20 protein-coding genes and 1 pseudogene are annotated in these 23,319 nt (G+C 62.6%); 12 read left to right on the top strand and 9 right to left on the bottom strand.

The features are described from left to right. Both BUB04_RS19490 and BUB04_RS17415 read left to right on the top strand, forming a co-directional pair. Positions 1–246, top strand: a pseudogene (locus tag BUB04_RS19490) (IS1634 family transposase); the annotation flags it as partial. A gap of 93 nt (positions 247–339) precedes the next feature. Beyond that, the gene (locus BUB04_RS17415) at positions 340–1,602 is read left to right on the top strand and encodes an adenosylhomocysteinase (protein ID WP_073041862.1); all 1,263 of its coding nucleotides are present in this window, start codon (positions 340–342) and stop codon (positions 1,600–1,602) included. 74 nt (positions 1,603–1,676) lie between these two features. On the opposite strand, the gene BUB04_RS17410 is transcribed toward BUB04_RS17415, so the two are convergent. The 9 genes from BUB04_RS17410 to BUB04_RS17370 form a co-directional block, all read right to left on the bottom strand. Beyond that, complete coding sequence (locus BUB04_RS17410; protein WP_073041860.1) at positions 1,677–2,879, bottom strand: thiolase family protein; 1,203 nt, start codon at positions 2,877–2,879, stop codon at positions 1,677–1,679. Between the two features lie 136 nt (positions 2,880–3,015). Beyond that, the gene (locus BUB04_RS17405) at positions 3,016–3,867 is read right to left on the bottom strand and encodes a 3-hydroxybutyryl-CoA dehydrogenase (protein ID WP_073041868.1); all 852 of its coding nucleotides are present in this window, start codon (positions 3,865–3,867) and stop codon (positions 3,016–3,018) included. Between the two features lie 351 nt (positions 3,868–4,218). Next, positions 4,219–4,926 carry a ribulose-phosphate 3-epimerase gene (rpe, locus tag BUB04_RS17400; protein ID WP_073041866.1) on the bottom strand — a complete coding sequence of 236 codons (708 nt, stop codon included), beginning with the start codon at positions 4,924–4,926 and terminating at the stop codon, positions 4,219–4,221. A gap of 315 nt (positions 4,927–5,241) precedes the next feature. Beyond that, positions 5,242–6,594, bottom strand: a complete 1,353-nt coding sequence (gene rsmB, locus BUB04_RS17395) for a 16S rRNA (cytosine(967)-C(5))-methyltransferase RsmB (RefSeq protein ID WP_073041859.1) — start codon at positions 6,592–6,594, stop codon at positions 5,242–5,244. After that, positions 6,587–7,363 (bottom strand): DUF116 domain-containing protein, encoded by a 777-nt coding sequence (locus tag BUB04_RS17390; RefSeq protein WP_245795230.1) that lies wholly within the window; start codon positions 7,361–7,363, stop codon positions 6,587–6,589. The genes rsmB and BUB04_RS17390 overlap by 8 nt, the downstream gene beginning before the upstream one ends. Positions 7,364–7,383: 20 nt before the next feature. After that, positions 7,384–8,364, bottom strand: a complete 981-nt coding sequence (fmt, locus tag BUB04_RS17385; RefSeq protein WP_073041854.1) for a methionyl-tRNA formyltransferase — start codon at positions 8,362–8,364, stop codon at positions 7,384–7,386. Continuing rightward, on the bottom strand, positions 8,328–8,843 hold the full coding sequence (gene def / locus BUB04_RS17380; RefSeq protein WP_073041852.1) for a peptide deformylase: 516 nt from the start codon (positions 8,841–8,843) through the stop codon (positions 8,328–8,330). Before def ends, fmt begins: the two co-directional genes overlap by 37 nt. 106 nt (positions 8,844–8,949) lie before the next feature. Then, entirely contained in the window at positions 8,950–11,412 is a 2,463-nt protein-coding gene (gene priA / locus BUB04_RS17375; protein WP_073041850.1) for a replication restart helicase PriA, read from the bottom strand. Then, entirely contained in the window at positions 11,409–12,722 is a 1,314-nt protein-coding gene (locus tag BUB04_RS17370) for a M23 family metallopeptidase (RefSeq protein WP_178372034.1), read from the bottom strand. Before BUB04_RS17370 ends, priA begins: the two co-directional genes overlap by 4 nt. Positions 12,723–13,197: 475 nt before the next feature. On the opposite strand from BUB04_RS17370, the gene BUB04_RS17365 reads away from it, so the two are divergent. From BUB04_RS17365 to BUB04_RS20175, 10 genes are all read left to right on the top strand, one after another. After that, positions 13,198–13,470 (top strand): HU family DNA-binding protein, encoded by a 273-nt coding sequence (locus tag BUB04_RS17365; protein WP_073041847.1) that lies wholly within the window; start codon positions 13,198–13,200, stop codon positions 13,468–13,470. 45 nt (positions 13,471–13,515) lie between these two features. Beyond that, positions 13,516–14,307: a nucleoside phosphorylase gene (locus BUB04_RS17360; protein WP_143156545.1), complete on the top strand. Its 792-nt coding sequence runs from the start codon at positions 13,516–13,518 to the stop codon at positions 14,305–14,307. A gap of 353 nt (positions 14,308–14,660) precedes the next feature. After that, complete coding sequence (locus BUB04_RS17355; protein WP_073041843.1) at positions 14,661–15,713, top strand: DUF1786 domain-containing protein; 1,053 nt, start codon at positions 14,661–14,663, stop codon at positions 15,711–15,713. Between the two features lie 66 nt (positions 15,714–15,779). Continuing rightward, a complete protein-coding gene (gene ligA / locus BUB04_RS17350; protein ID WP_073041841.1) occupies positions 15,780–17,825 on the top strand; it encodes an NAD-dependent DNA ligase LigA in 2,046 nt (681 codons plus the stop codon). 112 nt (positions 17,826–17,937) lie between these two features. Next, a complete protein-coding gene (locus tag BUB04_RS17345) occupies positions 17,938–18,222 on the top strand; it encodes an acylphosphatase (protein ID WP_073041838.1) in 285 nt (94 codons plus the stop codon). A 4-nt stretch (positions 18,223–18,226) separates the two neighbouring features. Further along, entirely contained in the window at positions 18,227–18,559 is a 333-nt protein-coding gene (locus BUB04_RS17340; protein ID WP_143156544.1) for a hypothetical protein, read from the top strand. Positions 18,560–19,052: 493 nt separating this feature from the next. Then, positions 19,053–20,258, top strand: coding sequence for a sensor histidine kinase (locus BUB04_RS17335; protein ID WP_084076624.1), 1,206 nt, complete (start codon positions 19,053–19,055; stop codon positions 20,256–20,258). Between the two features lie 17 nt (positions 20,259–20,275). Beyond that, positions 20,276–21,715 (top strand): sigma-54-dependent transcriptional regulator, encoded by a 1,440-nt coding sequence (locus BUB04_RS17330; RefSeq protein WP_073041835.1) that lies wholly within the window; start codon positions 20,276–20,278, stop codon positions 21,713–21,715. 275 nt (positions 21,716–21,990) lie between these two features. Then, a complete protein-coding gene (locus BUB04_RS17320) occupies positions 21,991–22,680 on the top strand; it encodes a response regulator (protein WP_073041831.1) in 690 nt (229 codons plus the stop codon). Between the two features lie 23 nt (positions 22,681–22,703). Beyond that, positions 22,704–23,319: FAD-dependent oxidoreductase (locus BUB04_RS20175; protein WP_178372033.1), on the top strand; the 616-nt coding region annotated here is incomplete at its 3' end.

Genomic DNA, 23,319 nt, shown 5'->3' with positions numbered 1-23,319 from the left:
GTCCTTGCTTACCATCTGCTGTGCGTCATCCAGAGGACGCTTCGCGAAAGCGGAATTCGTCACCACTGGGCCACCTTGCGAACGCATCTGAGTGGCCAGGTGCGGGTGACCACCAGCATGGTCAATGACAAAGGGCAGGTCATTCACATACGACACACGTCCGAGCCGGAACCGGTTCACGTGAAAATTTACAATGCTCTCGGGCTGCCGGTACGACCATTAAGGAGGCTGACCACCATCGAATGAAAAATTTGTAGTGTAGAATTTGAAAACACTCTACAACAAAATCAGTAACTTACACACAAAAGTGACAAACTTGGGTTACGAGGAGAAGATTCCATGCACGTTCCAGCTGACGTGACCGATCTCGCACTGGCTTCCGCAGGACGAAAAAGGATCGAGTGGGCGGCTCAAGCCATGCCGGTTCTCGCTTCCATCGAGGACGAATTCCGAAGGGAAAGACCCCTGGAAGGCGTGGCCCTGGGGGCGTGCCTTCACGTGACCACGGAAACGGCTCGGCTCATGCAAGTGCTCAAGGCGGGAGGCGCCCGGATCGCCCTGTGCGCTTCCAATCCCCTTTCCACCCAGGATGATGTGGCCGCTTCCCTGGTGGTCCATGACGGCATCAGCGTCTATGCGCGCCGGGGCGAGGACCGGGAAACGTATTTCAACCACATTCACGCGGTGCTGGATACCCGCCCCCGATTGACCATGGACGACGGGGCCGACCTGGTTTCCACGATCCACACGGATCGGCGCGACCTGATGGAGGGGGTTCTGGGGGGCACGGAAGAAACCACCACGGGGGTCATACGTCTTCGGAGCATGGCGGAAAAGGGGGTGCTGGGTTATCCCATCATCGCGGTGAACGACGCCGACACCAAGCACCTGTTCGACAACCGCTACGGCACGGGGCAGAGCACCGTGGACGGGATCATTCGGGCCACCAACCGTCTTTTGGCCGGCAGCACCTTCGTGGTGAGCGGCTACGGCTGGTGCGGACGCGGTGTGGCCATGCGCGCTTCAGGCTTGGGAGCCCGTGTCATCGTCACGGAAGTGGATCCCCTCCGGGCCTTGGAAGCGGTGATGGACGGATACACCGTCACCACCATGGACGAAGCGGCCGCCGTCGGGGACTTTTTCTGCACGGTGACGGGAGACATGCACGTGCTCCGTCGGGAACATTTCGAAAAGATGAAGGACGGAGCCATCCTATGTAATTCCGGTCACTTCGACGTTGAAATCGAGCTTCCCGCCCTGGCGGACCTGGCGGTCCAACGGCGGCAAATCCGGAAGGAAGTGGAAGAATTTCTCTTGGCGGACGGGCGCCGCATCAACGTGTTGGCCGAAGGGCGGCTGGTGAACCTGGCAGCGGCCGAGGGGCATCCGTCCAGCGTGATGGACATGAGTTTCGCCAATCAGGCGCTGTGCGCCGCTCACCTGGCCCGAAACGGTCACGGCGGAAGCCCCCGGGTTCTGCCGGTTCCTCCGGAGATAGATCGAAAAATCGCCCGCATCAAGCTCCGTTCCATGGGGGTGGTCATCGACTCGCTCACCCCCGAACAGGAAAAGTACCTGTCCTCGTGGGAGATGGGCACGTAGCGACAGGTCTCACGCCCCCTGCAGATCCGTTCGGCTGCGGGGCTGGGCCCCGCGGCCGAACGGAAGAATCTCGTCTAGTCGCGGGCCACGATGGTGGCCATGCCCATGCCGCCGCCCACGCACAGGGTGGCGAGCCCTATGGACAGATCCCGACGTGCCATCTCGTAGGCCAGGGAGATCACGATCCGAAGCCCCGTGCATCCCACCGGGTGACCCAGGCCGATGCCGCTTCCGTTCACGTTGGCGATGGCCCGGTCGAAGCCGATTCCCCGTTCGCAGGCGATGTATTGGGCCGCGAAGGCTTCGTTGAGTTCAATCAGTTGGATGTCCTTCAGGGTCATGCCCGCCTTCTTGAGCACCTTGTCCGTGGCCGGCACCGGACCGTAGCCCATGTATTCCGGTTCCACGCCGGCGGCCGCCGTGGCCACGATCCGCGCCAGCGGCTCCAGGCCCATCTCCTTGGCCTTGGCCCGGGTCATGACCAGCGCCGCCGCGGCCCCGTCGTTCAGTCCGGAGGAGTTCCCGGCCGTCACCGTCCCGTCCTTCTTGAAGACCGGCTTGAGCTTGGCCAGATCGTCCATGGTGAGGCCGAACCGGGGGTGTTCGTCTTGTTCAAAGACGGCGGTCTTTCCCTTGGGACCCGGAATCTCCACGGGAACGATCTGGTCCTTGAAACGGCCTTCCTTGATGGCCGTCTCGGCGTTGTGATGGCTCCGCAGGGCCACCTCGTCCTGTTCTTGGCGGCTGATTCCGTACTTTTCCGCCAGGTTTTCCGCCGTCTGGCCCATGATCATGGGGTTGCCCAGAAGCCGGCTTCCCGAATGGAGCATCTCCCAGACCGAATCCACCACTTCGTGGTTCATGAGGCGCATGCCCCACCGGGCATTGGGAAGGTAGTAAGGGGCCGAGCTCATGGATTCCACACCGCCCACTAGGACCACGTCCGCATCCCCCGCTTTGATCATCTGGGTGGCTGCCGCGAGGGCCTGCATGCTGGAGGCGCACTGCCTCTGGATAGTGTGGGCCGGAATCTCCACGGGAAGGCCCGCCTTCAGCATGGCCGTGCGCGCCGTGTTGGCCTCGTCGAAACACTGGGCACAGTCGCCCGTGACCACCTCGTCCAGAATGGAGGGATCCGGGTTGCCCGCCCTCTTGAGCACCTCCTTCATCACCAGGGCCAACAGGCTGGAAGCCCGCACGTCCTTGAGGCTTCCGCCGAACTTGCCGATGGGCGTCCTCGCCGCCGATACGATCACCACATCCCGGTCATGGCTCATCACTCACCCCTCCTCGTTCTCTTAAAAGCCTGATCCCTCAACGGAGCGCTCTTTTCATCCGGTCTTTCCGACACCTCGCGCTCAGCGGGCGGGGACCGACCCCGCCCCTACCCATGTGGTAAAGTCGTTCAGGTTATCATTTGCCATAGTCGTAGAAGCCCTTGCCGCTCTTCCGGCCCAGGTAGCCGGCCCGAACCATCTTGCGAAGCAAGGGCGCCGGCCGGTATTTGTCTTCCCCCAGCTCCTTGTGGAGGCCCTCCAGCACGAAGAGCAGCGTGTCCAGGCCCACCATGTCGGCCAGGGCCAGCGGGCCGATGGGGTGGTTGGCTCCCAGGGTCATGGCCCGGTCGATGTCCTCGGCGGACGCGATGCCTTCCGCGTAGACAAAGATCGCCTCGTTGATCATGGGGCACAGGATGCGGTTCACGGCAAACCCCGGAGCTTCCTTGACCTCCACGGGGGTCTTCCCGATGCGCTCCACCAGCGCCTTGGTGGCGTCAAAGGTGGCATCGTCGGTCACAAAACCGCGGATGATCTCCACAAGCTTCATGACCGGGACGGGATTGAAAAAGTGCATGCCGATGACCTTGTGGGGACGGGCCGTCACCGACGCCATCTCGGTGATGGAAAGGCCCGAGGTGTTGGACGCCAGGATGGCTTCCGGCTTACACAGGCCGTCCAACTCCTTGAAGACCTGCTTCTTGATGTCCATGTTTTCGATGACGGCCTCGATCACGAAATCGGCGTCCGAGGCGGCTTCCTTCATGTCCGTGGTTCCCCGGATGCGGCCGAGGACGGCGTCCGCTTCGCCCTGATCCATCTTCCCCTTGGAGACGGCGCGCTCCAGGTTCTTCTTGATGCCCGAAAGGCCCTTTTCTACGAAGCGATCCTCGATGTCCCGAAGGGCCACCTGGTACCCGGCCTGGGCCAGCACCTGGGCGATTCCGGATCCCATGATCCCCGCTCCCAAAACGCAGACCTTCTGAATCTCCATGTCCCCTCTCCTTTCTTTTACGACCTCATGCGGTTAACCGACTCTCGGAACCCCTGCCTGATGGGAAAAGCGCCGATACGCGTCAAGAGCCCCGCCACGGAAGTTGTTGCAAACGAGCGAGAGACCGTGTCCTTCAGAGCATGGAACCTTAGGAAGGAGCGAATGATGATTCGCCCCTTCAGACCTCGTTTATGGTACTTGCAGCATCTTTGTACAAGCCTGAGTCGGGCGATTCTTTGATGGGGTTTGTCTATCGCCGCCCGCTGAGCGGGCGGGGATAAACCCCGCCCCTACCCGCCTTGAAAAAGAGCCGTCCAGTTTGGGACAAACCGAGCGCCGGCCGGCTCACCTCGCCGTTCCGTGGGGCCCGGCACCCGGCGGATCGCTCCGGAACCGGGATTTGAGCGCCCCCACCGTGGCCTTGTAGTCGTCCCCCCGGAAGACGGCCGAACCCGCCACGAACACATCCACGCCCGCCTCCACCAGTTCGTCCACGGTGTCCGTATTGACCCCCCCGTCCACCTGCAGGAGCACCGGAAGATCCCGTTCGTCGATCCACCGCCGCAGGGTGCGCACCTTGTCCAGGACGGACCGGATGAACTTTTGGCCGCCGAACCCTGGATTGACCGTCATGAGGAGCACCATGTCCACGTCTTCCAGGATGGGCTCCACCCAGCAAAGGGGAGTGGCGGGGTTGAGGGAGACGCTCGCTTTTTTTCCCAGCTCCCGGATGCGCTGTACGGTGCGGTGCAGGTGCACGCAGGCCTCCACGTGCACCCCCAGCCAGTCGGCGCCGGCGTCGGCGAAATCCTGCAGGTACCGGTCGGGTTCGGCGATCATGAGATGCACGTCCAGGGGGAGACCGGTGGCCCGGCGCACGGCCCGGACCACGTCGGGCCCGATGGTGATGTTGGGAACGAAGTGCCCGTCCATCACGTCCACATGAATCCAGTCCGTTCCGGCCGCCTCCACGGCCCGGACCTCCTCGGCGAGCCGTCCGAAGTCCGCCGAAAGAATGGATGCCGAAAGCAGCCGCCTCCCGTTTCCTTTCACGATCTTCCTTTCCTGAAATTCATTGCACCCTAGGAGGGTGACCGACAATGGCTCTCCGGCTCAAGATGCCGGAGATTTGGGTTACGTTCGTAGCCGCGGGGCTTCAGCCCCGCGGAAAGGGGTCATCGTAACCTCATGAAGTCATAGGGAAAACCCGAAAGTCCGTCCGAAGTTCGCGGATTCCTCCGCAGCCCTAAAGGGCTGCGCTACGAAAAAAGCGGTCATCCCCGGAGTTCTCACACAGGCTCCCGGAAGGAAACGTTCCGGCCGTCGAAGATAATCCCCCTTCGGAAAAGGGGAAGTACCCATCACCCGTCACTCATCACCCGTCACTTTCCGAAAACGGGCGATGAAAAAGCCGTCCGTTCCGTGCCGGTGCGGCCAGGTCTGCAGGTAGGGTCCGTCCGCCATGTCCCGGCACGTTTCGGGAAGGTGCCGAACCACCGGTTCCGCTTCCCACCCGGGATGGTCCCTCAGGAAGCCGTCCGCCACGTTCCGGTTTTCGTCTTCAAACAGGGTGCAGGTGGCATAGACCAGGACCCCGCCCCTTCTAACAAACCGGGCGGCATGGCGCAACAATGCCGACTGGGTGCGGGACGCCCGGAAGGGCGCCTTCACGGACCGGCGCCACTTGATGTCGGGATGACGCCTCAGCACGCCGAACCCGGTGCAGGGCGCGTCCACCAGAACCCGATGGAAAAGCCCCAGACGGTCGGGGTCCAGGGAGAGGGCATCGGCGGCATGGGTCCGGATGCAGGTCAATCCCTGGCGTGCGGCGTTTTCCTGGAGAGCTTCCAGCTTCCAGGCCGCCTGGTCCACCGCCGTGATCTCCCCCTGATCCTCCATGAGGTCGGCCAGGTGGGTGGTTTTTCCGCCGAAGCCGGCGCACAGATCCAGCACCCGCTCACCGGGCCGGGGCGCCAAGGCCAGGGACACCAGCTGGGACGCCTCGTCCTGCACCTGGATCCAACCGTCCCGAAAGGGTTCGAGAAGGCGCACGTCCATGCGAAGGGACGGGAGGCGCAGGGCCCGGTCCAGCACCGGGGAAAGTTCCACGGCCAGGCCCTGTCGCTCGAACCAGGCTCGAACCTGGGCGGGAGGGGCTCTCCGGGTATTGACGCGGACCGTGATTCCGGCGGGCCGGTTGTTGGCTTCCAGGACCCGGCGGGCCTCATCGATGCCCCAGCGCCTGAGGGCGTATTCGGCAAACCAGTCGGGATGGGACGTTTCCACGGCCAGGGCCTGCACGGGCTGGGAGGCGGGATCCGGCCAGGGCCAGTCGTTTCCGCGCCGCACGGCCTGGCGCAGCACCCCGTTGACGAACCCCACGATGTGCTTGGGATGGGAAGTCTTGGCCAGCTCCACCGTCTCGTGGACGGCCGCATGGGCGGGCACCTTGGTGAGGAAAAGGATCTGGTAGAGGCCCAGGCGCAGCAGGATTCGAACCGGAGGATCCACTTTCTTTCCGCCCACCAGTACGTCCACGTGCCAGTCCAGCCGCCGGCGCCAGCGGAGCACCCCGTAGACCAGCTCGGTGAGCAGCGCCCGGTCGCGATCGTCCCCGGCCGCCTGGCGCTCCATGGCCGTTCGAAGGAGCCGGTCCGGATGGGCCGGCCGGAGCTCCATCTGCAGGAGGATCCGATAGGCCGTTGCACGGATGTTATCCATGGGGACCCTTTCGGTTCAGCACCTGTTCCAGCACGTCACGCACCCGGTCCAGGGGCACCAGGGTGTTGAAGCAGGGCCCGTTGGGACGTTGGTTGAACAGGCCGTAGACGGGAAGGGGCAGCGTGTCCTGGATGCCGCTCACCAGATCCCGCTCACAGGCCACGGCCACGATCAGTTCCGGCCGGGTCTGCACCACGATCCGGCGGGCGATGGTTCCTCCGGTAGCCACCGCCAGATCCACCCCGTAGGATTCGCTCAGCTCCAGAAGGCCTGCGATGGGGCACCTGCCGCACCGCTTGCAGTTGGAAATGTCGTAGGTGATGCGAACGGCGCAGTCGGCCCTTTGCAGACAGTGGGGCATGAGAAGGAGCACCCGGCGGGGCGGTCTTCCCGACCGACAGCGGGCCATGACCAGCTCGTTGTTGAAGGCCACGAAGGCATGCTGGACCTGTTTCTTGGAAATGCCTGCCAGTCGGCCCACGAAGACCAGGAGGGGAAGCAGGCCCTTGGCGGTGAAATGACGGAGGGGAGCGGAAAAGGGCACATCGCGACCCAAAAAGGCGGCGGTGGCCAGCAGGGCCACGGCCCCCAGTTGAGCCGCAGCGAGGCCCCCGAAAAGGAGCCCGGCAAAGAGGGGAAGTCTTGGATGGATCCGGGCGAACCCGTAGTAGGGAACGGCGAAGAGCAGCGCCAGCACCGCGCAGATGATGGCGCTGGCGGCCAGCAGCAAAACGATGAGAAGGGCCTTGTCCGATAGGGCGCGCGCCATGCGGGGAAACCTCATGGGAATCAGTGGAGAACGTCCCCTGCGGGAACAGCATGGCCGCGCAGGAAGTCGTGGGCATCCAGGGCTTTTTTCCCTTCCAGCTGAAGGCGCCCGATGCAGACCGCCCTGCCGTCCCCCGCCGCCACCAAGAGGCCGCCTTCACAATCGCCCAAGACCTCGCCGGGACGGCCGGAAAGGTTCAATCGGGACGGGCGGGCATGGAAGAGCTTGAGGCGTTTTCCTTGGTGGACCGTATAGGCGCCGGGCCAGGGGTCCAGAGCCCGAATGCGGTTCGCCACCTCCAGGGCCGGCCGGCTCCAGTCCACCCGGGTCTCTTCCTTTCGGATGGGCGGGGCCATGGAGGCCGAAGCGTCGTCTTGGGGGACAGGGCGGCAGCGTCCCGCCTTCCATTGGACCAGGGTGCGGCACATGAGATCCGCCCCCAGGACCGACAATTTTTCGTGAAGGGTTCCGGCGGTGTCCTCGGGTCCGATGGGCACCTTTTCCACGGCCAGCACGGGTCCCGTGTCCATGCCTTCGTCCATGAGCATGATCGAGACCCCCGTTTCCTCGTCCCCGTTCATGAGAGCCCTTTGGATGGGCGCCGCACCGCGGTACTTGGGAAGAAGGGAGGGGTGCACGTTGAGGGCTCCCAGGGGACAGCCTTCCAGAAGGGCTTGGGGAAGGAGCTGCCCATAGGCCACCAGCACCAGGCATTCGGCTCCGGAAGAAAGCAGACGCTCCACCGCCTCCGGATGACGGATCCTTTCCGGCTGATAGACGGGCAGGCCCAGCCTTTGGGCCGCCGCCTTCACGGGCGGAGGCGCCGGCTTCTTTCCCCGCCCCTTGGGGCGGTCCGGCTGGGTCACCACCAGAGCGACGTCCGCGCCCCGTTTGGCCAGTTCTTCCAGGGTGGGAACCGCAAAATCGGGAGTACCCAGAAACACAAGGCGGGGAAATGGCCCTGTCAGGCCGTCTGGGCTTCTTTGATCCGCTTTTTCCATTTCCGCTTGAAGATGTCCCGCTTGATGGGATTGAGATGATCGATGAAGAGCCGCCCTTCCAGATGGTCGATTTCGTGCTGCAACGCCACCGCCAGGAGGCCGTCGGCCCGGATTTCCAGCGGCTTTTCGTCGGCGTCGAGCCCTCGGACCACCACGGACTCATGGCGTTTCACATTGGAAAAGAAGTCGGGGACGCTCAGACACCCCTCCTCCCACACAATCTCCCCGGACGCCTCCACAATCTCCGGATTCACCAGGACGATCAGTCCGTGCTCGTCGTCCTCTCGCTGGAGATCCACCACGATGAGCCGAAGGGGCCGGCCCACCTGATTGGCCGCCAGCCCGATGCCCGGAGCGTCGTACATGGTTTCGACCATGTCGTCCATGAGTTTTCGGATGCCGGCATCCACCTTCGTAATGGGCTCAGCCTTCTGCCTCAGCACCGGGTCCGGATACACGCAAATATTCAGTATCGCCATCACATGCCTCGCTTTCCTTGGATGGCCGCGCAGGTCCCCTGCCCGCACCCGCCGACCTCCTGACTCTAAACATGTCGGGGCGGAATTTCAAGGCGAACCGCCCCTCTCACAGACTCGACATGGGATCCCGGTCCACCGCCACGTGGACGGTGCGGGGAAGTTTCCGGTGCGCGACCCAAGCCATCAGGGCTTCCAGGAAGGGCTGCAGGTGGGCATGGCTCCACGCCTTGATGTAGAGGTTCCAACGGTAGCGCCCCTTGAGCTTGTGGATCGGAGCCGGAGCAGGTCCCATGAGGGCCACCGGGCGGTCGTCGGCCGCGAAGGCTTCTTTCAATTCCTCCGCCGTGCCGGCACATTCCCCTGCGACCCGTTTCGCCGCTTCCGGATCCGGCGCGGTCACCAGCAGGCGGGCGAGCCGGGTGAAGGGCGGGTATTGGAGGGCTTGGCGGGAGGTCAGTTCCGCTTCGCAGAAACGCAGATAGTCCATGTGCACGGCGGCCTGGATGGCATGGTGCTGGGGATTGTAGGTCTGGATGAGAACCCGCCCGGGGGCGTCGCCCCGGCCGGCACGCCCCGCCACCTGCAAGAGCAGCTGTACCGTGGTCTCACCCGATCGAAAGTCGGCGACCTGGAGGGACGTGTCGGCATTGATGACGCCCACCAGGGTCACCTGGGGGAAATCATGGCCCTTGGCCACCATTTGGGTGCCGATGAGCACCCGGGCCTTCCCGGAGCGAAACGCGTTGAGATGTTCCACCAGCTGCCCGGGACGGCTCACTGCGTCCCGGTCGATACGGACCGTTTCCACATGGGGAAAGGATCGTTTGAACTCTTCTTCCACCCGCTCGGTCCCGAACCCGAAGGGGATGAGGGCATGCTTTCCGCACACGGGGCAGGCCCCGGGGATCTGCGCTTCCCAGCCGCAGTAATGGCATTGGAGGCGATCGCTACTCTGGTGGTAGGTGGCGCTCACGGCGCAATGGGGACATTGCAGGACGTAGCCGCAGGTACGGCATAGGAAGAAGGTGGCGAACCCCCGTCGGTTGAGAAAGAGGATCGCCTGGTAGCCTTGTTCCAAGGTCTCCCGCAAGGCTTCCTGCAGCTCCGGGGACAACACGCGAAAGGGCCCCCGGTGGCGGCGCATGTCCACGACGGCCACCTGCGGAAGCGGCCGTTCCTCCACCCGCTTTTCCAACCGGAGCAGTTCGTAGCGTCCCAGGCGCCAGTTGTGGATGGACTGGAGGGAGGGTGTCGCCGATCCGAGCACCACCGGAACGCCCACCAGGCGGGCCCGCATGACCGCCGCATCCCGCGCATGGTAGCGAAGGCGATCCTCCTGCTTGTAGGATCCGTCGTGCTCCTCGTCCACCACGATGAGCCCCAGATTCGGGAGGGGGCTGAAAACCGCCGAGCGCACCCCCAGCACCACGGGGCTTTCGCCCCGAACAATCTTTTTCCACTGATCGTCGCGAACCCCGGGGGAAAGCCCACTGTGCCAGACGGCCAGGCCGGATCCGAAACGGGACCGAAAGAGGGCCTCCAGTTGGGTGCTCAGTGCGATCTCCGGAACCAGCACCAGAGCCGTCCTGCCCGCAGCCAGCACCCGCTCGATCAGCGCCAGGTACACCTCCGTCTTGCCGCTTCCCGTCACCCCGTAAAGGACCAAGGGGTGGAAACCGCCGGAATCGAGAACCTCGCCGACCCGTCTCACCACCTGGTCTTGCTCCGGCGTCAGGCTCGCGGGGGCCGACGGCGGCATCTCCTGCGCCAGGGGTGATTCCCGGAGCACCTCCCGATCCTGGACCCGCAGGAAACCTTCTTCCGTAAGCTTTTGCACCCAGTAGTGGACGTTGGGCACCCGGGCGCGGATACGGGCGAGGGGGCAGGAACCGCCCGCTTCCAGAAGGACCTCCACGAAGCCCCGCAGATGGCGGCTTCGCGTCAGCCTTTCCGGCGGGGGCTCCCGAACCAGCTGGACGATCCGGATCACCTTTTGGGTCGGCTGGGTGGAGGGCCAGGCGAACTCTTTGCGAATCCAGCCTTTCTCTTCCAGCCTGTGGGCGTGGGCCTTCCATCCCCTGGGAAGGTCACGGAGTTCGCAAGCACCGAGCTCACCGGAGGCCGCCAGGGCTTCCTCCAGGGCGCGAGCCCCAGCAGATGGGGCGGCGGATCCGAGCAAGGCTCTCCTTCCCTCGTCGGTCAGCCGGTAGCGAATCGCGGGTTTTGCGGTAAGGCCCGGCGGAAGAGCCGTCTCCAGGACGGCCGGGAGGGGATGCAGATAGTAGGTCGCCATCCATCGGCACAACCGCAGAAGGTCTTCGGGCAGGACCGGCCGTTCATCCAGGACCGCCGCCAGATCCTTCAGGCCCTTTTCCAGGGACGGGTCGGGGAGGGTTGGCGTTGTATCGACAACGATTCCCAGGGCTTCCCGGCGCCCCAAGGGGACGAGCACGCGAACCCCCGGCCGGGCGGTCGGCTCCCGGAGTTGGGGAATGCGGTAGTGGAGCGGTTCGGCGGGGCCGTTGAGAACGGCGACTTGGGCGTAGGAGACGGCATCATCGGGCTTCATGGGCTGGCGGCGGAGGGCCGGTCCACACGGGCAACGGCGGGCCCTTGCAGCTTGGCCCAATATCGCTCGCGGGCGGCCTGGAAGTCGGCCATGAGCTTCTTGGGAACGGACCGGGTATGGGGAAAGGTGGTCTTTAGAAAGTCGACGGGTTTTCCGTTCTTATAGAACCGGAAGTCCAGGTGCGGTCCCGTGGCCAGCCCGGAAGACCCCACGTAGCCGATCACGTCCCCCTGCCTCACCTGATCCCCCACCTTCAAGCCTTTGGCAAACCGGGAAAGGTGCCCGTAAGTGGTCTTGTAGGTGGCGTTGTGCTTGATCTCCACATAGCGGCCGAACCCGCCCTTCCATCCCTTGAAGACCACCTTCCCGTCTCCCAGGGCGCTCACCGGCGTGCCCGTGGGAGCGGCATAGTCGATCCCCAAGTGCGGTCGGTAAATCTTCAACACGGGATGGAACCGCCGGTACGTGAAGGTGGAACTGATCCGACGGTAGCTTAAAGGGGCCTTGAGAAACATCTTGCGAAGGGATTGTCCCTTTTCGTCAAAGTAATCCCGGTATCCGTCCGGCAATTCGTAATAGTAGGCCTGGTAGGTCCGGCCGGAGACCTGCATGACGGCCGCCAGGATGGGGCCGGCCTTGACGAGCCGCCCGTCGCTCACCGTTTGCTCAAAGTAGACGGAAAACGTGTCTCCGACCCGGAGGTCGGAAGTGAAGTCGATGTCGAAGGCGAAAAGGTCCGCCAGTTCCATGATGAGCGAAGAAGGCAGTCCCGCGCGAAGGCAGGATTCGTAGAGGGTGTCGGTGATGGTTCCGGAAGCCCATTCCTGAAGGACGAAGGAGCCGGCTCCGCCGTCCCGGCACGTCCAGTTCTCTCCGGTCCGGACGAGAAGCGCCTTGCCTCCGTCCTTGCCGGTATGCACCACCCGCATAGGAGTACCGGACCGTTTATCTATATAAATATCGAAGCGATCCCCCGGACGGATCCGATCCGGGCGGCAAAACTGGGGGCAGGTCTTTTGCCATTCCAGGACGCATCCGGTCGGCAAGCCGCTTTCCTGCAGGATCTTGTAAAGGCTGTCGCCCTTGGCCACCCTATGGGTTCGCTTCTCAAAACGCTCCCAATAGCTCTGTTCCAATGCGAATATATCGTCGTAATACGGGCCGGGATCCGTCGCCGGAAGCGGTAGCGGCGAAACGGCAATGGAGGAAGACACCCGAGCCGGCCCCTGAGGCGGTGCCTGGGGAGGAATGGAAGGCGCCTGGTGCCATCCCAGGAAAGCGGCCGCCATCACAAAGGCGGCTACGCCCAAGAGCGTTACGGTCCTCGGGCCCCGGGAGGTGCGCTTACGCCATCGACTTGACTTTATGGGCAATTCTATACGGTCCATCGGGCGCGAACCTAACATAAAAACGACTGGAAGGTCAAAAGAAAGTATGCCTTGACCAAGTTACCGGAAGTATCAGGGGGCTTGTCTCAGGTCCTGTATACACAAAGCGAGGAAAGGCTGTAATAACATAAGCCATTGAATTTTTTGAATAACCCATAGACGCCCCTCCGCCGGGCGAAGAAAAAGGCCGGCGGTGCGAGCAGAATTTTCTTTATTTCATGCGGGTTTTGGCCGATTAAATACTTGCAAAGCCTTGTTGGGGCGGTATAATCTGCTTGCGTCTTGCGAAGTTATGCTCATGCGGTTCAACCTCCCGTCGAAAGCTGGACGCTCCCCCCCAAGGCATTCTGAGGAGTTGGTTTGTTTTTTGGAACCATGAACCAAAGAGGAGGAAAGAATGACGAAGGCTGATCTTGTGGCAAAAATGGCCGACGATGCGGGCATCACCAAGGCTGCCGCCGAAAAGGCGCTCAACAGCTTCGTTGACGCCGTCACGGAAACCCTGGCCAAAGGGGACAAGGTGACCCTGGTGGGGTTCGGAACCTTCAGCGTGGCCGAACGAGCCTCCCGAGAGGGCCGCAATCCTCGTACGGGCGAGGCCATCACCATCGCCGCCAGCAAGGTGGTCAAGTTCAAGGCAGGAAGCAAGCTGAAGGACGCCGTGCAGTAATTGGTTACCTCCTCAAACCGGTTCGGCGCCCTTGGCCGAGCCGGTTTGACCTATCTTCCTCCCGCCATGCCCATGGAAGCCCCCAGGTCCCTCATCGAGCCCCAGAAATCCCGGAAGGATCCTTCGCTTCCTCCCCATGCCCTCCTGGTGTTCACTCCCCATGACCTCCATGCATGCCTGTCGCTCCTGGACGGCTGTTGGGAAAAGCCGCACCGGCTTTTTCTGTCGGACGTGATGGTGGGCTGGTATGGCGGCACCCAGACAGCCGTTCTCGGCCCCATGCTGGGAGCTCCCCAGGCGGTACTGGTGCTGGAAAAGGCCATGGCCCTGGGGGTCCGCCGCGTGATCGCCTTCGGCTGGTGCGGCTCCCTGCAACCCCACGTGGCCATCGGCGACGTGATTTTGCCCACGGAAGGTTACTCCGAAGAAGGAACCTCGGCCCATTATCCCGTGGAGGAGCCGGTGGCGCCGTCCCCATCCCTAATGAAATCTTTGAGAAGTTCGCTGTGCGTAGCCGGGCTGACCGTCCACGAGGGAAAGGTGTGGTCCACGGACGCCCCTTACCGGGAGACGGAGGGGAAGGTCCGCGCTTACCAGGCCCGTGGGGCCCTGGGGGTGGAGATGGAGATGGCGGCCCTGCTCACGGTGGCCGCATTCCGGCGGATCGACCTGGCCGGGGCTCTGGTGGTATCCGACGATTTGTCCCGCCTCGTTTGGCGTCACGGATTCAGGGATCCCCGATTTCTCCAAGCCAGGAAAGTCCTTCCCGGGCGGCTCCTGGAAGCACTCACCGCGGAGAGCCCGTCCGGGAACAGATCTCGCTCAGGCAAGGGCTAGAAAGTCGCCCCGTGTTCGCCGTTGCGGAGCCTCGGCGCCACGGGAACGGGCCTTCCGAACTTTGCCCAAATTGAAGACCCAACGGTCATGGCGAGGCTCGCCACCCCCTGTAGGGGCGAATGATTATTCGCCCCTACAGGCCGCGCGCTCAAACCGAACGGGGGCGCGCTTCCTATATAAAGTTGTGCGCTCCTGAGGGGCTGTATGGAAACTGGTATCCGGTAGATGCGAATACCGATTCGCCCTGCGCGGTCCGGCGAAGGGCCCCCCGCTCCCTTGCTTCCCCCGTCCCGTCGCGTGTATCTTCACAGGTCGAATTGTGAGGCATCCCAGAGTGGAAAGGATGGAACCCCATGGAGACAACCCACGGTGTTTTGGCAGTGGACGTGGGAGGCGGCACCCAGGACGTGTTGTGCTGGTTTCAAGGGCAACTGCTGGAAAACGCCATCAAGATGATCTTACCCTCTCCCACGGTTCTGGTGGCCCGTCGGCTGGATGGACTCCGGCGGGAAGGCCGGGACGTGGTCCTGGTGGGGAAAACCATGGGAGGAGGCCCTTCCGGTCGGGCGGTCCAACGCCACCTTCAGGCCGGGTTGAAGGTCTACGCCCTTCCGGACGCAGCGCGCACGCTCCACGACGACTTGGACAGGGTTCGGGACATGGGCGTCCGGATCGTGGATGAGCCGCCCGCCGGGGTACCCCAGGTTGTGTTACAAGACCTGGACGTGGATCGGCTGGGAAAAGCTCTGGGCCTTTTCGACATTCCCCTGCCGGGCTCCATCGCCGTGGCGGTTCAGGATCATGGCTTTTCCCCCGCCGAGAGCAATCGCCTCTTTCGGTTCCGCTACTGGCAGGACTTTCTGGCATCGGGCGGTGATCTGAAGACGCTGGCCACCACCCCGCCTCCTGCCTATATGACCCGCATGCGGGCGGTTCGCGAAACAGCGCCCGGAGCCCTGGTGCTGGACACGGGAACGGCGGCCATTCTGGGGGCTCTCATGGACTCCCGGGGGGCCCGTTGGAACGAAGAGGGCCTCACGGTGGTCAACGTGGGCAACTTCCACACGGTGGTGGCCCTGGTGCGCCGTGGCCGGGTTCTGGCCATCTATGAACACCACACGGGCCGACTCACCCCGGAAAAACTCGCGGCTCACCTGGATGCGCTGAGAAGGAAGGAATTGACGGCTCGGGAGGTCTTCGAGGATAACGGACACGGTTGCGCCTACGGCGCCGGGGGCCTGGAAGGGGCGTTCCATCGGCTGCTGGTCACGGGGCCCAGGCGACGCCAGCTTTTTGAAGACCCCGGTCTCTTTGCGGCTCCCTTTGGAGACATGATGCTTTCCGGCTGTTTCGGACTTCTTCAGGCGGCGGCATGGGCCGGAGGGTTTCAGCTGGAACGGGAGTAGGGCCTGGGACTGTTCCACGGCAGTGCGGACGCCTCACCCGACAGCCAAGGTTTTGAAGGTGGACCCATGACACGGAACGAATCGAAGGATTCCATCCAAAAGCGCATCGAAGAGCTTCGCGAGCAGATCCGCTACCACAACTATCGCTACTACGCCCTGGACGACCCGGTGATCAGCGACGCGGAATACGACGCGCTTTTCCGCGAGTTGGTGCGCCTGGAAGAGGCCCATCCCGAATTGGCGTCCCCCGATTCCCCCACCCAACGGGTGGGCTTTGCGCCCCTGGATCAATTCGAACCGTTCGATCATCCCGTCCCCATGCTGAGCTTGGAAAACGCCATGAACCGGGAGGAGATGCTCGAATTCGACCGGCGGGTGACCAAACTCCTGGGGGTGTCGGAACCCATCGCCTACACGGCGGAACCCAAGATGGACGGTCTGGCCGTGGAGATCCTCTATGAAGAGGGACGGCTGCTCCGGGCGGGCACCCGGGGCGACGGCTACCGCGGAGAAGACGTGACCCCCAACGTGAAGACCATCCGTGCGATTCCCTGGCGGCTCTTTTCCCCGGCCGACGGCCCCCCGATCCCCCAGAGGCTCACCGTGCGGGGGGAAGTGTACATGGACCGGAAGGCTTTCGAGGCTCTCAACCGCGAGAGGGAGGAAGCCGGGGAGCCCCTGTTCGCCAATCCCCGGAACGCCGCCGCCGGATCCCTTCGCCAGTTGGATTCCGCCATCACGGCGCGCCGGCCGCTGAAGGCCTTCTTTTATGGCATCGGCCTTCTGGAAGGTGTTTCCTTCGAAACCCAGTGGGACCTGTTGCAGGGGTTGAGAAAATGGGGCCTCCCGGTCAATCCGCTCTCGGAGCGCTGCCTGGGTATCGAGCGGGTCCTGGCCTATTACGAGCGCATCGAGGAGCAGCGCCCTTCCCTCCCCTACGAAGTGGACGGCGTGGTGGTGAAAGTCGACCGGCTGGAATGGCAAAGAATTCTGGGCGAAAAGACGCGGAGCCCCCGCTGGGCCATCGCCTACAAGTTCGCCCCCCACCAGGCGCGCACGCGCATCGTGGATATCCAGGTGCAGGTGGGGCGAACGGGAGTGCTCACGCCTGTGGCCCATCTGGAACCGGTGACGGTGGGAGGCGTCACCATCCGACGCGCCACTCTCCATAACCTGGACGAAATCGAGCGAAAGGACGTCCGGATCGGCGACGAGGTGATCGTCCAAAGGGCCGGCGACGTGATTCCCGAAGTGGTCCGGCCCATCCGGGAAAAGAGAACGGGGAAGGAACGGCCCTTCCGCATGGTGGCGGAATGCCCGTCGTGCCACGGGCCGGTGGTGCGCCTGGAAGGGGAAGTGGTCCATCGATGCCTCAACAAGAGCTGCCCGGCGCAGGTCAAGGCCGCCATCCGCCACTTTGCGAGCCGCGATGCCATGGACATCGACGGCCTGGGACAGAAGATCATTTCCATGCTGGTGGACGAAGGCCTGGTGAAAAATCCCGCCGATCTCTACCGGCTGACCGAAGAAGATCTCCTGAAACTTCCCGGCTTCGCCGAGAAGAGCGCGGCCAACTTGATCCGGGCCATCCGGGAAAGCAGGCGGCCGGAGCTGGCCGACTTCATCAACGCCCTGGGCATTCAACTGGTGGGAACCCACCTGGCCTCCGTCCTGGCGGAACATTTCAAGACCTTTGAGGCCTTTCGGCGAGCCGGCCGCGAGGAGCTGACGGCCATTGAGGGGGTGGGAGACAAGGTCGCCGACAGTATCGTCCGCTATTTCCAAAACGAGGAAAACCGGAAGATGGTGGACGCCCTTTTGGCCGCCGGGGTCACCCCACGGGACGTGGAAGCCGCCCCGACGGAAAGCGCTCCCTCGTTCTGGCGCGACAAGACCGTGGTCTTCACAGGCACCCTGGCGTCCATGAGCCGCAAGGAGGCCGCCGACAGGGTGAAGGCCCTGGGGGCCCGTGTGGCTTCCAGCGTGAGCGCCAAGACGGACGTGGTGGTGGCAGGCGAAAACCCGGGATCCAAGCTGGAAAGGGCCAGGACCCTGAAGGTGCGGATCATGGATGAAGACGAGTTCCTTCGATCTTTGCCTGAGGGCACCTAACGGAAAGCTCGTCCGGAGGTGCTTATACTTTTCGCCTCCTCGTGCCTTGAACCTTGTACCTTGGGCCTTTTACCATGTACCTTGCCCTTTGACCTTCATCGGAGGAGAGGCCATGGCGAAAAAACGGGTGCACGTATGGATTTCGGGAAGAGTCCAGGGGGTCTTCTTTCGGGCTCACACCAAGGAAGCGGCACTCCGTTACGGCGTGAACGGCTGGGTGCGGAATCTCTCGGACGGACGTGTGGAAGCGGTCTTCGAGGGGGATGAGGAGGCCGTGGACGCGGTGGTCCAGTGGTGCCACAAGGGAAGCCCTTTAAGCCGGGTGGACCGGGTGGAAACGGTGGAGGAACCGTACCAGGGCGAATTCACCCACTTCGACGTCCGCCACTGGAGGTGAGCCTGTGAAAGAGTATTGGGACGCGTTCGTTCAATTCCTTAAGGAATACAACATGACCAAGGCGGGCGAGGCCATTCGTAACGTGGACTGGGGCCGAGTGCTGGAGCAGCCGGTCTTCTGGATCGCGGTGGTGGTCTTCCTAGGGTGGGTCTTTTGGAAAAAGGCCTTCAAGAGCCTCCTGGTGGTCTGCTCAATCGTCGCGTTCATATTCCTCCTCCAGCACACGCTGCCCCCTGCAGGTCAACCCATGACCCTGGAAAAGCTGGTTCCATTCGCAGGCGGATGCCTCGGGATCCTGGCCGTGAACGTCTACTTTCTCATCATCCGAAGCGACTAGGAGCCTGTCTGAGAGCTCCCCCCAACCGTCACTCCCGCGCAAGGGGTAGTCCATAAGTTTCCGGAAACCCTGGGTCCCCGCTCCCCGTTCAAGCCTGGGACAAGCTTCGCGGGGATGACGAATGGGCCATTGAGCGACGCAAATCTGCCGTTGTCGGACAGGCTCCTAGGGCCGGAACTTCTTTGGCTCGATTGGAGAAGCGAACCGAACTTTTATCCTGTCGGGCAAAACCCTATTGAGCGCAACCCTGCCCGCCTCAAGCGGGCTCTTGACCCCGTCGGTTCGGATTACATAGACTGGATTGTGTCAAGTGACCATGATCCGGAGCTGATCTGACTCGGGAACTCCCTCCGCCTGTCGCCCTGCGGGATCCTCTTACCGCGCTGCCGACCCTCCCGCACCATCCAGGGGATCATCCGGTCTCGCGTGCCTCGGCTCTGCGAATCCACGTGTTCCATCACACGGAATCCTTGGAACCGGGGAGAAAAGAGCGATGATCTCACCCAACATTTCCGATCTCTTCTATGCGTTCCGGGACATTGCCGGCGTGGTCCATTCCAGCACGGACCCCCGCGAGGTGTCCCAGCTGGTGGTGTGGAAGATCACCGAGCTCTTGGGCGCCAAGGGAGCCATCCTGAGAGTGATCAACCTGGCGACCCACGAAATGGAGCTCTATGCGGCCTACGGCCTCAGCGAGAAATACCTGGCCAAGGGTCATGTCTCCAGCCACAAAATGATCGCCCAGCTGTGCAGCGAGGATCGGGTGATCGTGATCGGCGACATCTTTCAAAGTCCGCGCGTCCAGTACCCGCAAGAGGCCCAGGCGGAGGGGATTCGCATGATGGTGGACGCGCCGCTTTGCATCCAGGACAACGTGGTGGGGATCCTCAGGATTCTCTTCCCGGAACATCGGAGCTTCAGCGAAAAGGAGCTGGACTTCATCGTTGCCGTCGCCCAACTGACTTCCTGCGCCATGGACAAGGCCCGCCTGCTGGAGATGCAACAGCGCCGGTATCATCAACTGGCGCTCCAAACGGAAAAATTCTCCGCCCTGGGGCGCATGGCGGCGGGGATCGCCCACGAGATCAACAATCCCCTTGCCAGCATCCTCCTCTACAGCACCAACGCCCTGAAGAAGGCTCCGCCCAACACCCCCTTGAAGGAGACCCTGGAAATCATCGTCAGCGAAACCATCCGTTGCCGAAGCATCATTCAAGACCTCTTGGAATTCAGCCGGGACAGGGAACCCCAGAAGTCTTTGGCCAACCTCAACCGCATCATCGAAAAGGTCCTGGTGCTTTTGCAAAACGAGTTCCGCCTGCACCACCTGGAACTGCGAAAAAACCTGGCACCGGACATGCCCGACACCCTTTTGGACAGCCGCCAGATGCAGCAGGTCTTCGTCAACATCCTGCTGAACGCCGTGGAAGCCATGAAGCCCGGCGGAGAAATCCGCATCAAGAGTTTCGTGGACAGGAGCAGGGGCCTCCAAGTGGCGGTCGTCCAGGACGACGGTTGCGGCATCGCCCCGGAAAACCTGGACAAGATCTTCGAGCCCTTCTTTTCCACCAAGCCCAAGGGAACGGGGCTTGGTCTGGCCGTGAGCTACGGCATCGTCAAGGCCCACGGCGGAGAATTGAGCGTGGAAAGCGAACCGGGCAAGGGAACCCGTTTCACCATAAGCCTGCCCCTGGGGTGAACATCGTGAGATGACCCATGAAATGTCCCAAGGCCGACTCCCCTCCCAAGGGAAGAATCCTCATCGTTGAAGATGAAAGGAGCCTGGCCCATGCGTGCCGGTCCATCCTGGAAGAACACGGCCACCATGCAGAGTTCTGCCTGACCGGGAGGGAAGGGCGTGCTCTTCTGCGGCGGGGCGACTTCGACGTGGTGCTCCTGGACTTGCGCCTCGGGGACATGGACGGCATGGAGATCCTCGAGGAAGCAAGAAGGCAAAACCTGAGGGTCTGTATCGTCATCATGACCGCCTTTTCCACGGTCCAAAACGCCGTGAAGGCCATGAAACTGGGAGCCTTCGACTATCTCACCAAGCCCTTCACCGATGATGAGCTCATCCTGTGCGTGCAGCGGGCCGTGGAGAAGAAACGGCTGGTGGAAGAAAACCTGCGGCTCAAAAAGGAATTGGTGGACCGCTACGGGTTTTCCAACATCGTGGGGGAAAATCCCAAGATTCTGGAAGTCTTCCGGCAGATCGAAAAAGTGGCTCCCACGGACTGCACCGTTTTGATCCACGGAGAGCACGGAACGGGAAAGGAACTGGTGGCCCGGGCCATCCATGCCCACAGCCGACGGGCCTCCCAGAAGTTCATCGCCATCGACTGCAGCACCCTGTCGCCCACCCTGCTGGAAAGCGAACTCTTCGGACACGTGAAGGGAGCCTTCACCGGCGCCACCCAGGACAAGCCGGGCATCTTTCAAGTGGCCAGCAAAGGAACCCTCTTTCTGGACGACATCGCCAACCTGAACCTGGAAACCCAGGGGAAACTGCTGCGCGTCCTGGAAACCCGGGAATACAAACCGGTGGGGTCCTCGTCTTTCAGGACCACGGAAGCGCGAGTGATTTCCGCCACCAACAAGGACCTGCGAACCCTGGCGGCCCAGGGCTCCTTCCGGGAGGATCTCTACTACAGATTGAACGTCTTCCCCATCTTCCTGCCGCCGCTGCGCGAACGAAAGGACGACATCCCCCGCCTGGCCTACCACTTTCTGCGCCATTTCTGCCGGAAAACATCCAAGCGCATCGACGGGTTCACCGAGGACGCCCTGGAGGCCCTGGTGAACCACCCCTGGCCGGGCAACGTGCGTCAGCTCAAAAACGCCGTGGAAAGACTGGTGATCATGACCGACACCCCCATGGTGGACCTGCTCACCTTATTGGATCACCTGGAGACGCGCCGCCGGTGGGGGTCGGATCCCATCCCGCGAACGATCCAGGAACTGAGAGACTTCAAAAAACGCCTTCTCATCGACCACTACGAACGCATGGAAAAACTCTTCCTCCTCAAGGCCCTGGAAGACCAAGGCGGAAACATCTCCAAGGCCGCCCAGGCGGTGGGCATGAAGCGCCCCAACTTCTCGGCGCTCATGAAACGGCACGGCATCCCTTCCCCCTCCCGGAAGCGCCCCGCCGTATAAGGCAAGATACAGTTGGCCGTTTTCCGGTCCACCGGGGATGGCGGCCTCCGGGGGCTCTTGCTCCGTATATCCGACCATACCTTTTCCATCCCCATCCCCAACTTTTCCTTCATGACCCGATTCCCCTGCAAATCCTTAAGTATTTGTTTCTACCTCTATTTTCCCACACGCGACCGTTTTCGCCTCCATCTGGTCTGTTCGGCACGCATCGTGCCCTTACCCCACGGCAGGAAGAGAGGGGAGAGAACCGAGCAGGCCAAGAGGGAGGAGACGCCATGATCGCCGTTCAAGAAGGGACCACGACACGGGGCGAAGTGCCGCCCCACATCCTTCTCATGGAGGATGAAACCAATGTGGCCAAGGGTCTTCAAATGATCCTGGCCGAGGAAGGCTACGATGTGGACTGGGCCATGACGGGCAGGAGCGCCCTGGAAAAGTTCGGACAGAAGGCCTTCGACCTGCTGGTGGCGGACCTCAAACTACCGGACATGAACGGCATGGACGTGATCCGCCAGGTGAAGGGGCGACGTCCTGAAACGGAAGTGGTGGTGATCACCGGCTATTCGTCCGTTCAGTCGGCGGTGGAAGCCATGAAGATCGGGGCCCGGGACTATCTGCCCAAGCCGTTCACCGAGGAGGAATTCCGAAAGGTGGTGAACGAAGCCTTGAAGGAACGCCTGGAGGCGTTCACCAAAGGGCGGTTGGAAACGGTGGAATCGCACGCGGCCAAGCTCATCGAACGCAGGGAAGTCATGCGCGTCTTGAACCGCACGGCGGACGACAAGGGTTTCTGGAGGGATCTCATGGAGCTGGGTGTGGAGGCGCTGGCCCAGTACGATTTGAGTGCCGAGGCCAAGACCGCCATCCTCACCGGGGACCTTCGATGGATCCACGAGCACATTGGGGAACTCACCCAGAAGCAGCTCCTGTTCCTCTACAAGCGCATGGAGATGGAAGTCTGGTAAGCCGCACTCGGGGAGGCACGGCCATGGAACGGCACAGCGGCAAGGTATTGCCCGTCGGGTCCGTCCTGGTGGTGGGCGGCGGGATCGCGGGGATGCAGTCGGCGCTGGATCTGGCGGAGATGGGCTACTACGTCTATCTGGTGGAAAAGGAGCCGTCCATCGGGGGGGCCATGGCCCAGCTGGACAAGACCTTTCCCACCAACGACTGCGCCATGTGAATCATCTCGCCCAAACTGGTCGAGGTCGGCCGGCATCTGAACATCGAGCTGTTGACGTTGAGCGAGGTGGAGGAGGTGAACGGGGAGCCCGGAAACTTCCGGGTGAAGGTGCGCCAGAAGCCCCGTTTCATCGATCTGGAAAAGTGCACGGGCTGCGGGGAGTGCGCCCGGGTCTGTCCCGTGGCCTTGAAGAATGAATACGACATGGGCCTGAGCGAGCGGCGGGCGGCCTTTCGACGGTACGCCCAGGCGGTTCCGGGGGCCTTCGCCATCGAGAAGCGGGGAACGAGCCCCTGCAAGGCCACCTGCCCGGCCCACATTTCGGTGCAGGGTTACATCGCCCTGGCGGCGGAGGGTCGCTACCGGGAAGCGTTGGAACTCATCAAGAAGGACAATCCCCTTCCGGCCATCTGCGGCCGGG

It is taken from the genome of Desulfacinum infernum DSM 9756, from assembly GCF_900129305.1.
Classification (GTDB): Bacteria; Desulfobacterota; Syntrophobacteria; order Syntrophobacterales; family DSM-9756; genus Desulfacinum; species Desulfacinum infernum.
Note: the sequence above shows the minus strand (reverse complement) of the source record. Positions and strands in the feature narration are given on the sequence as shown.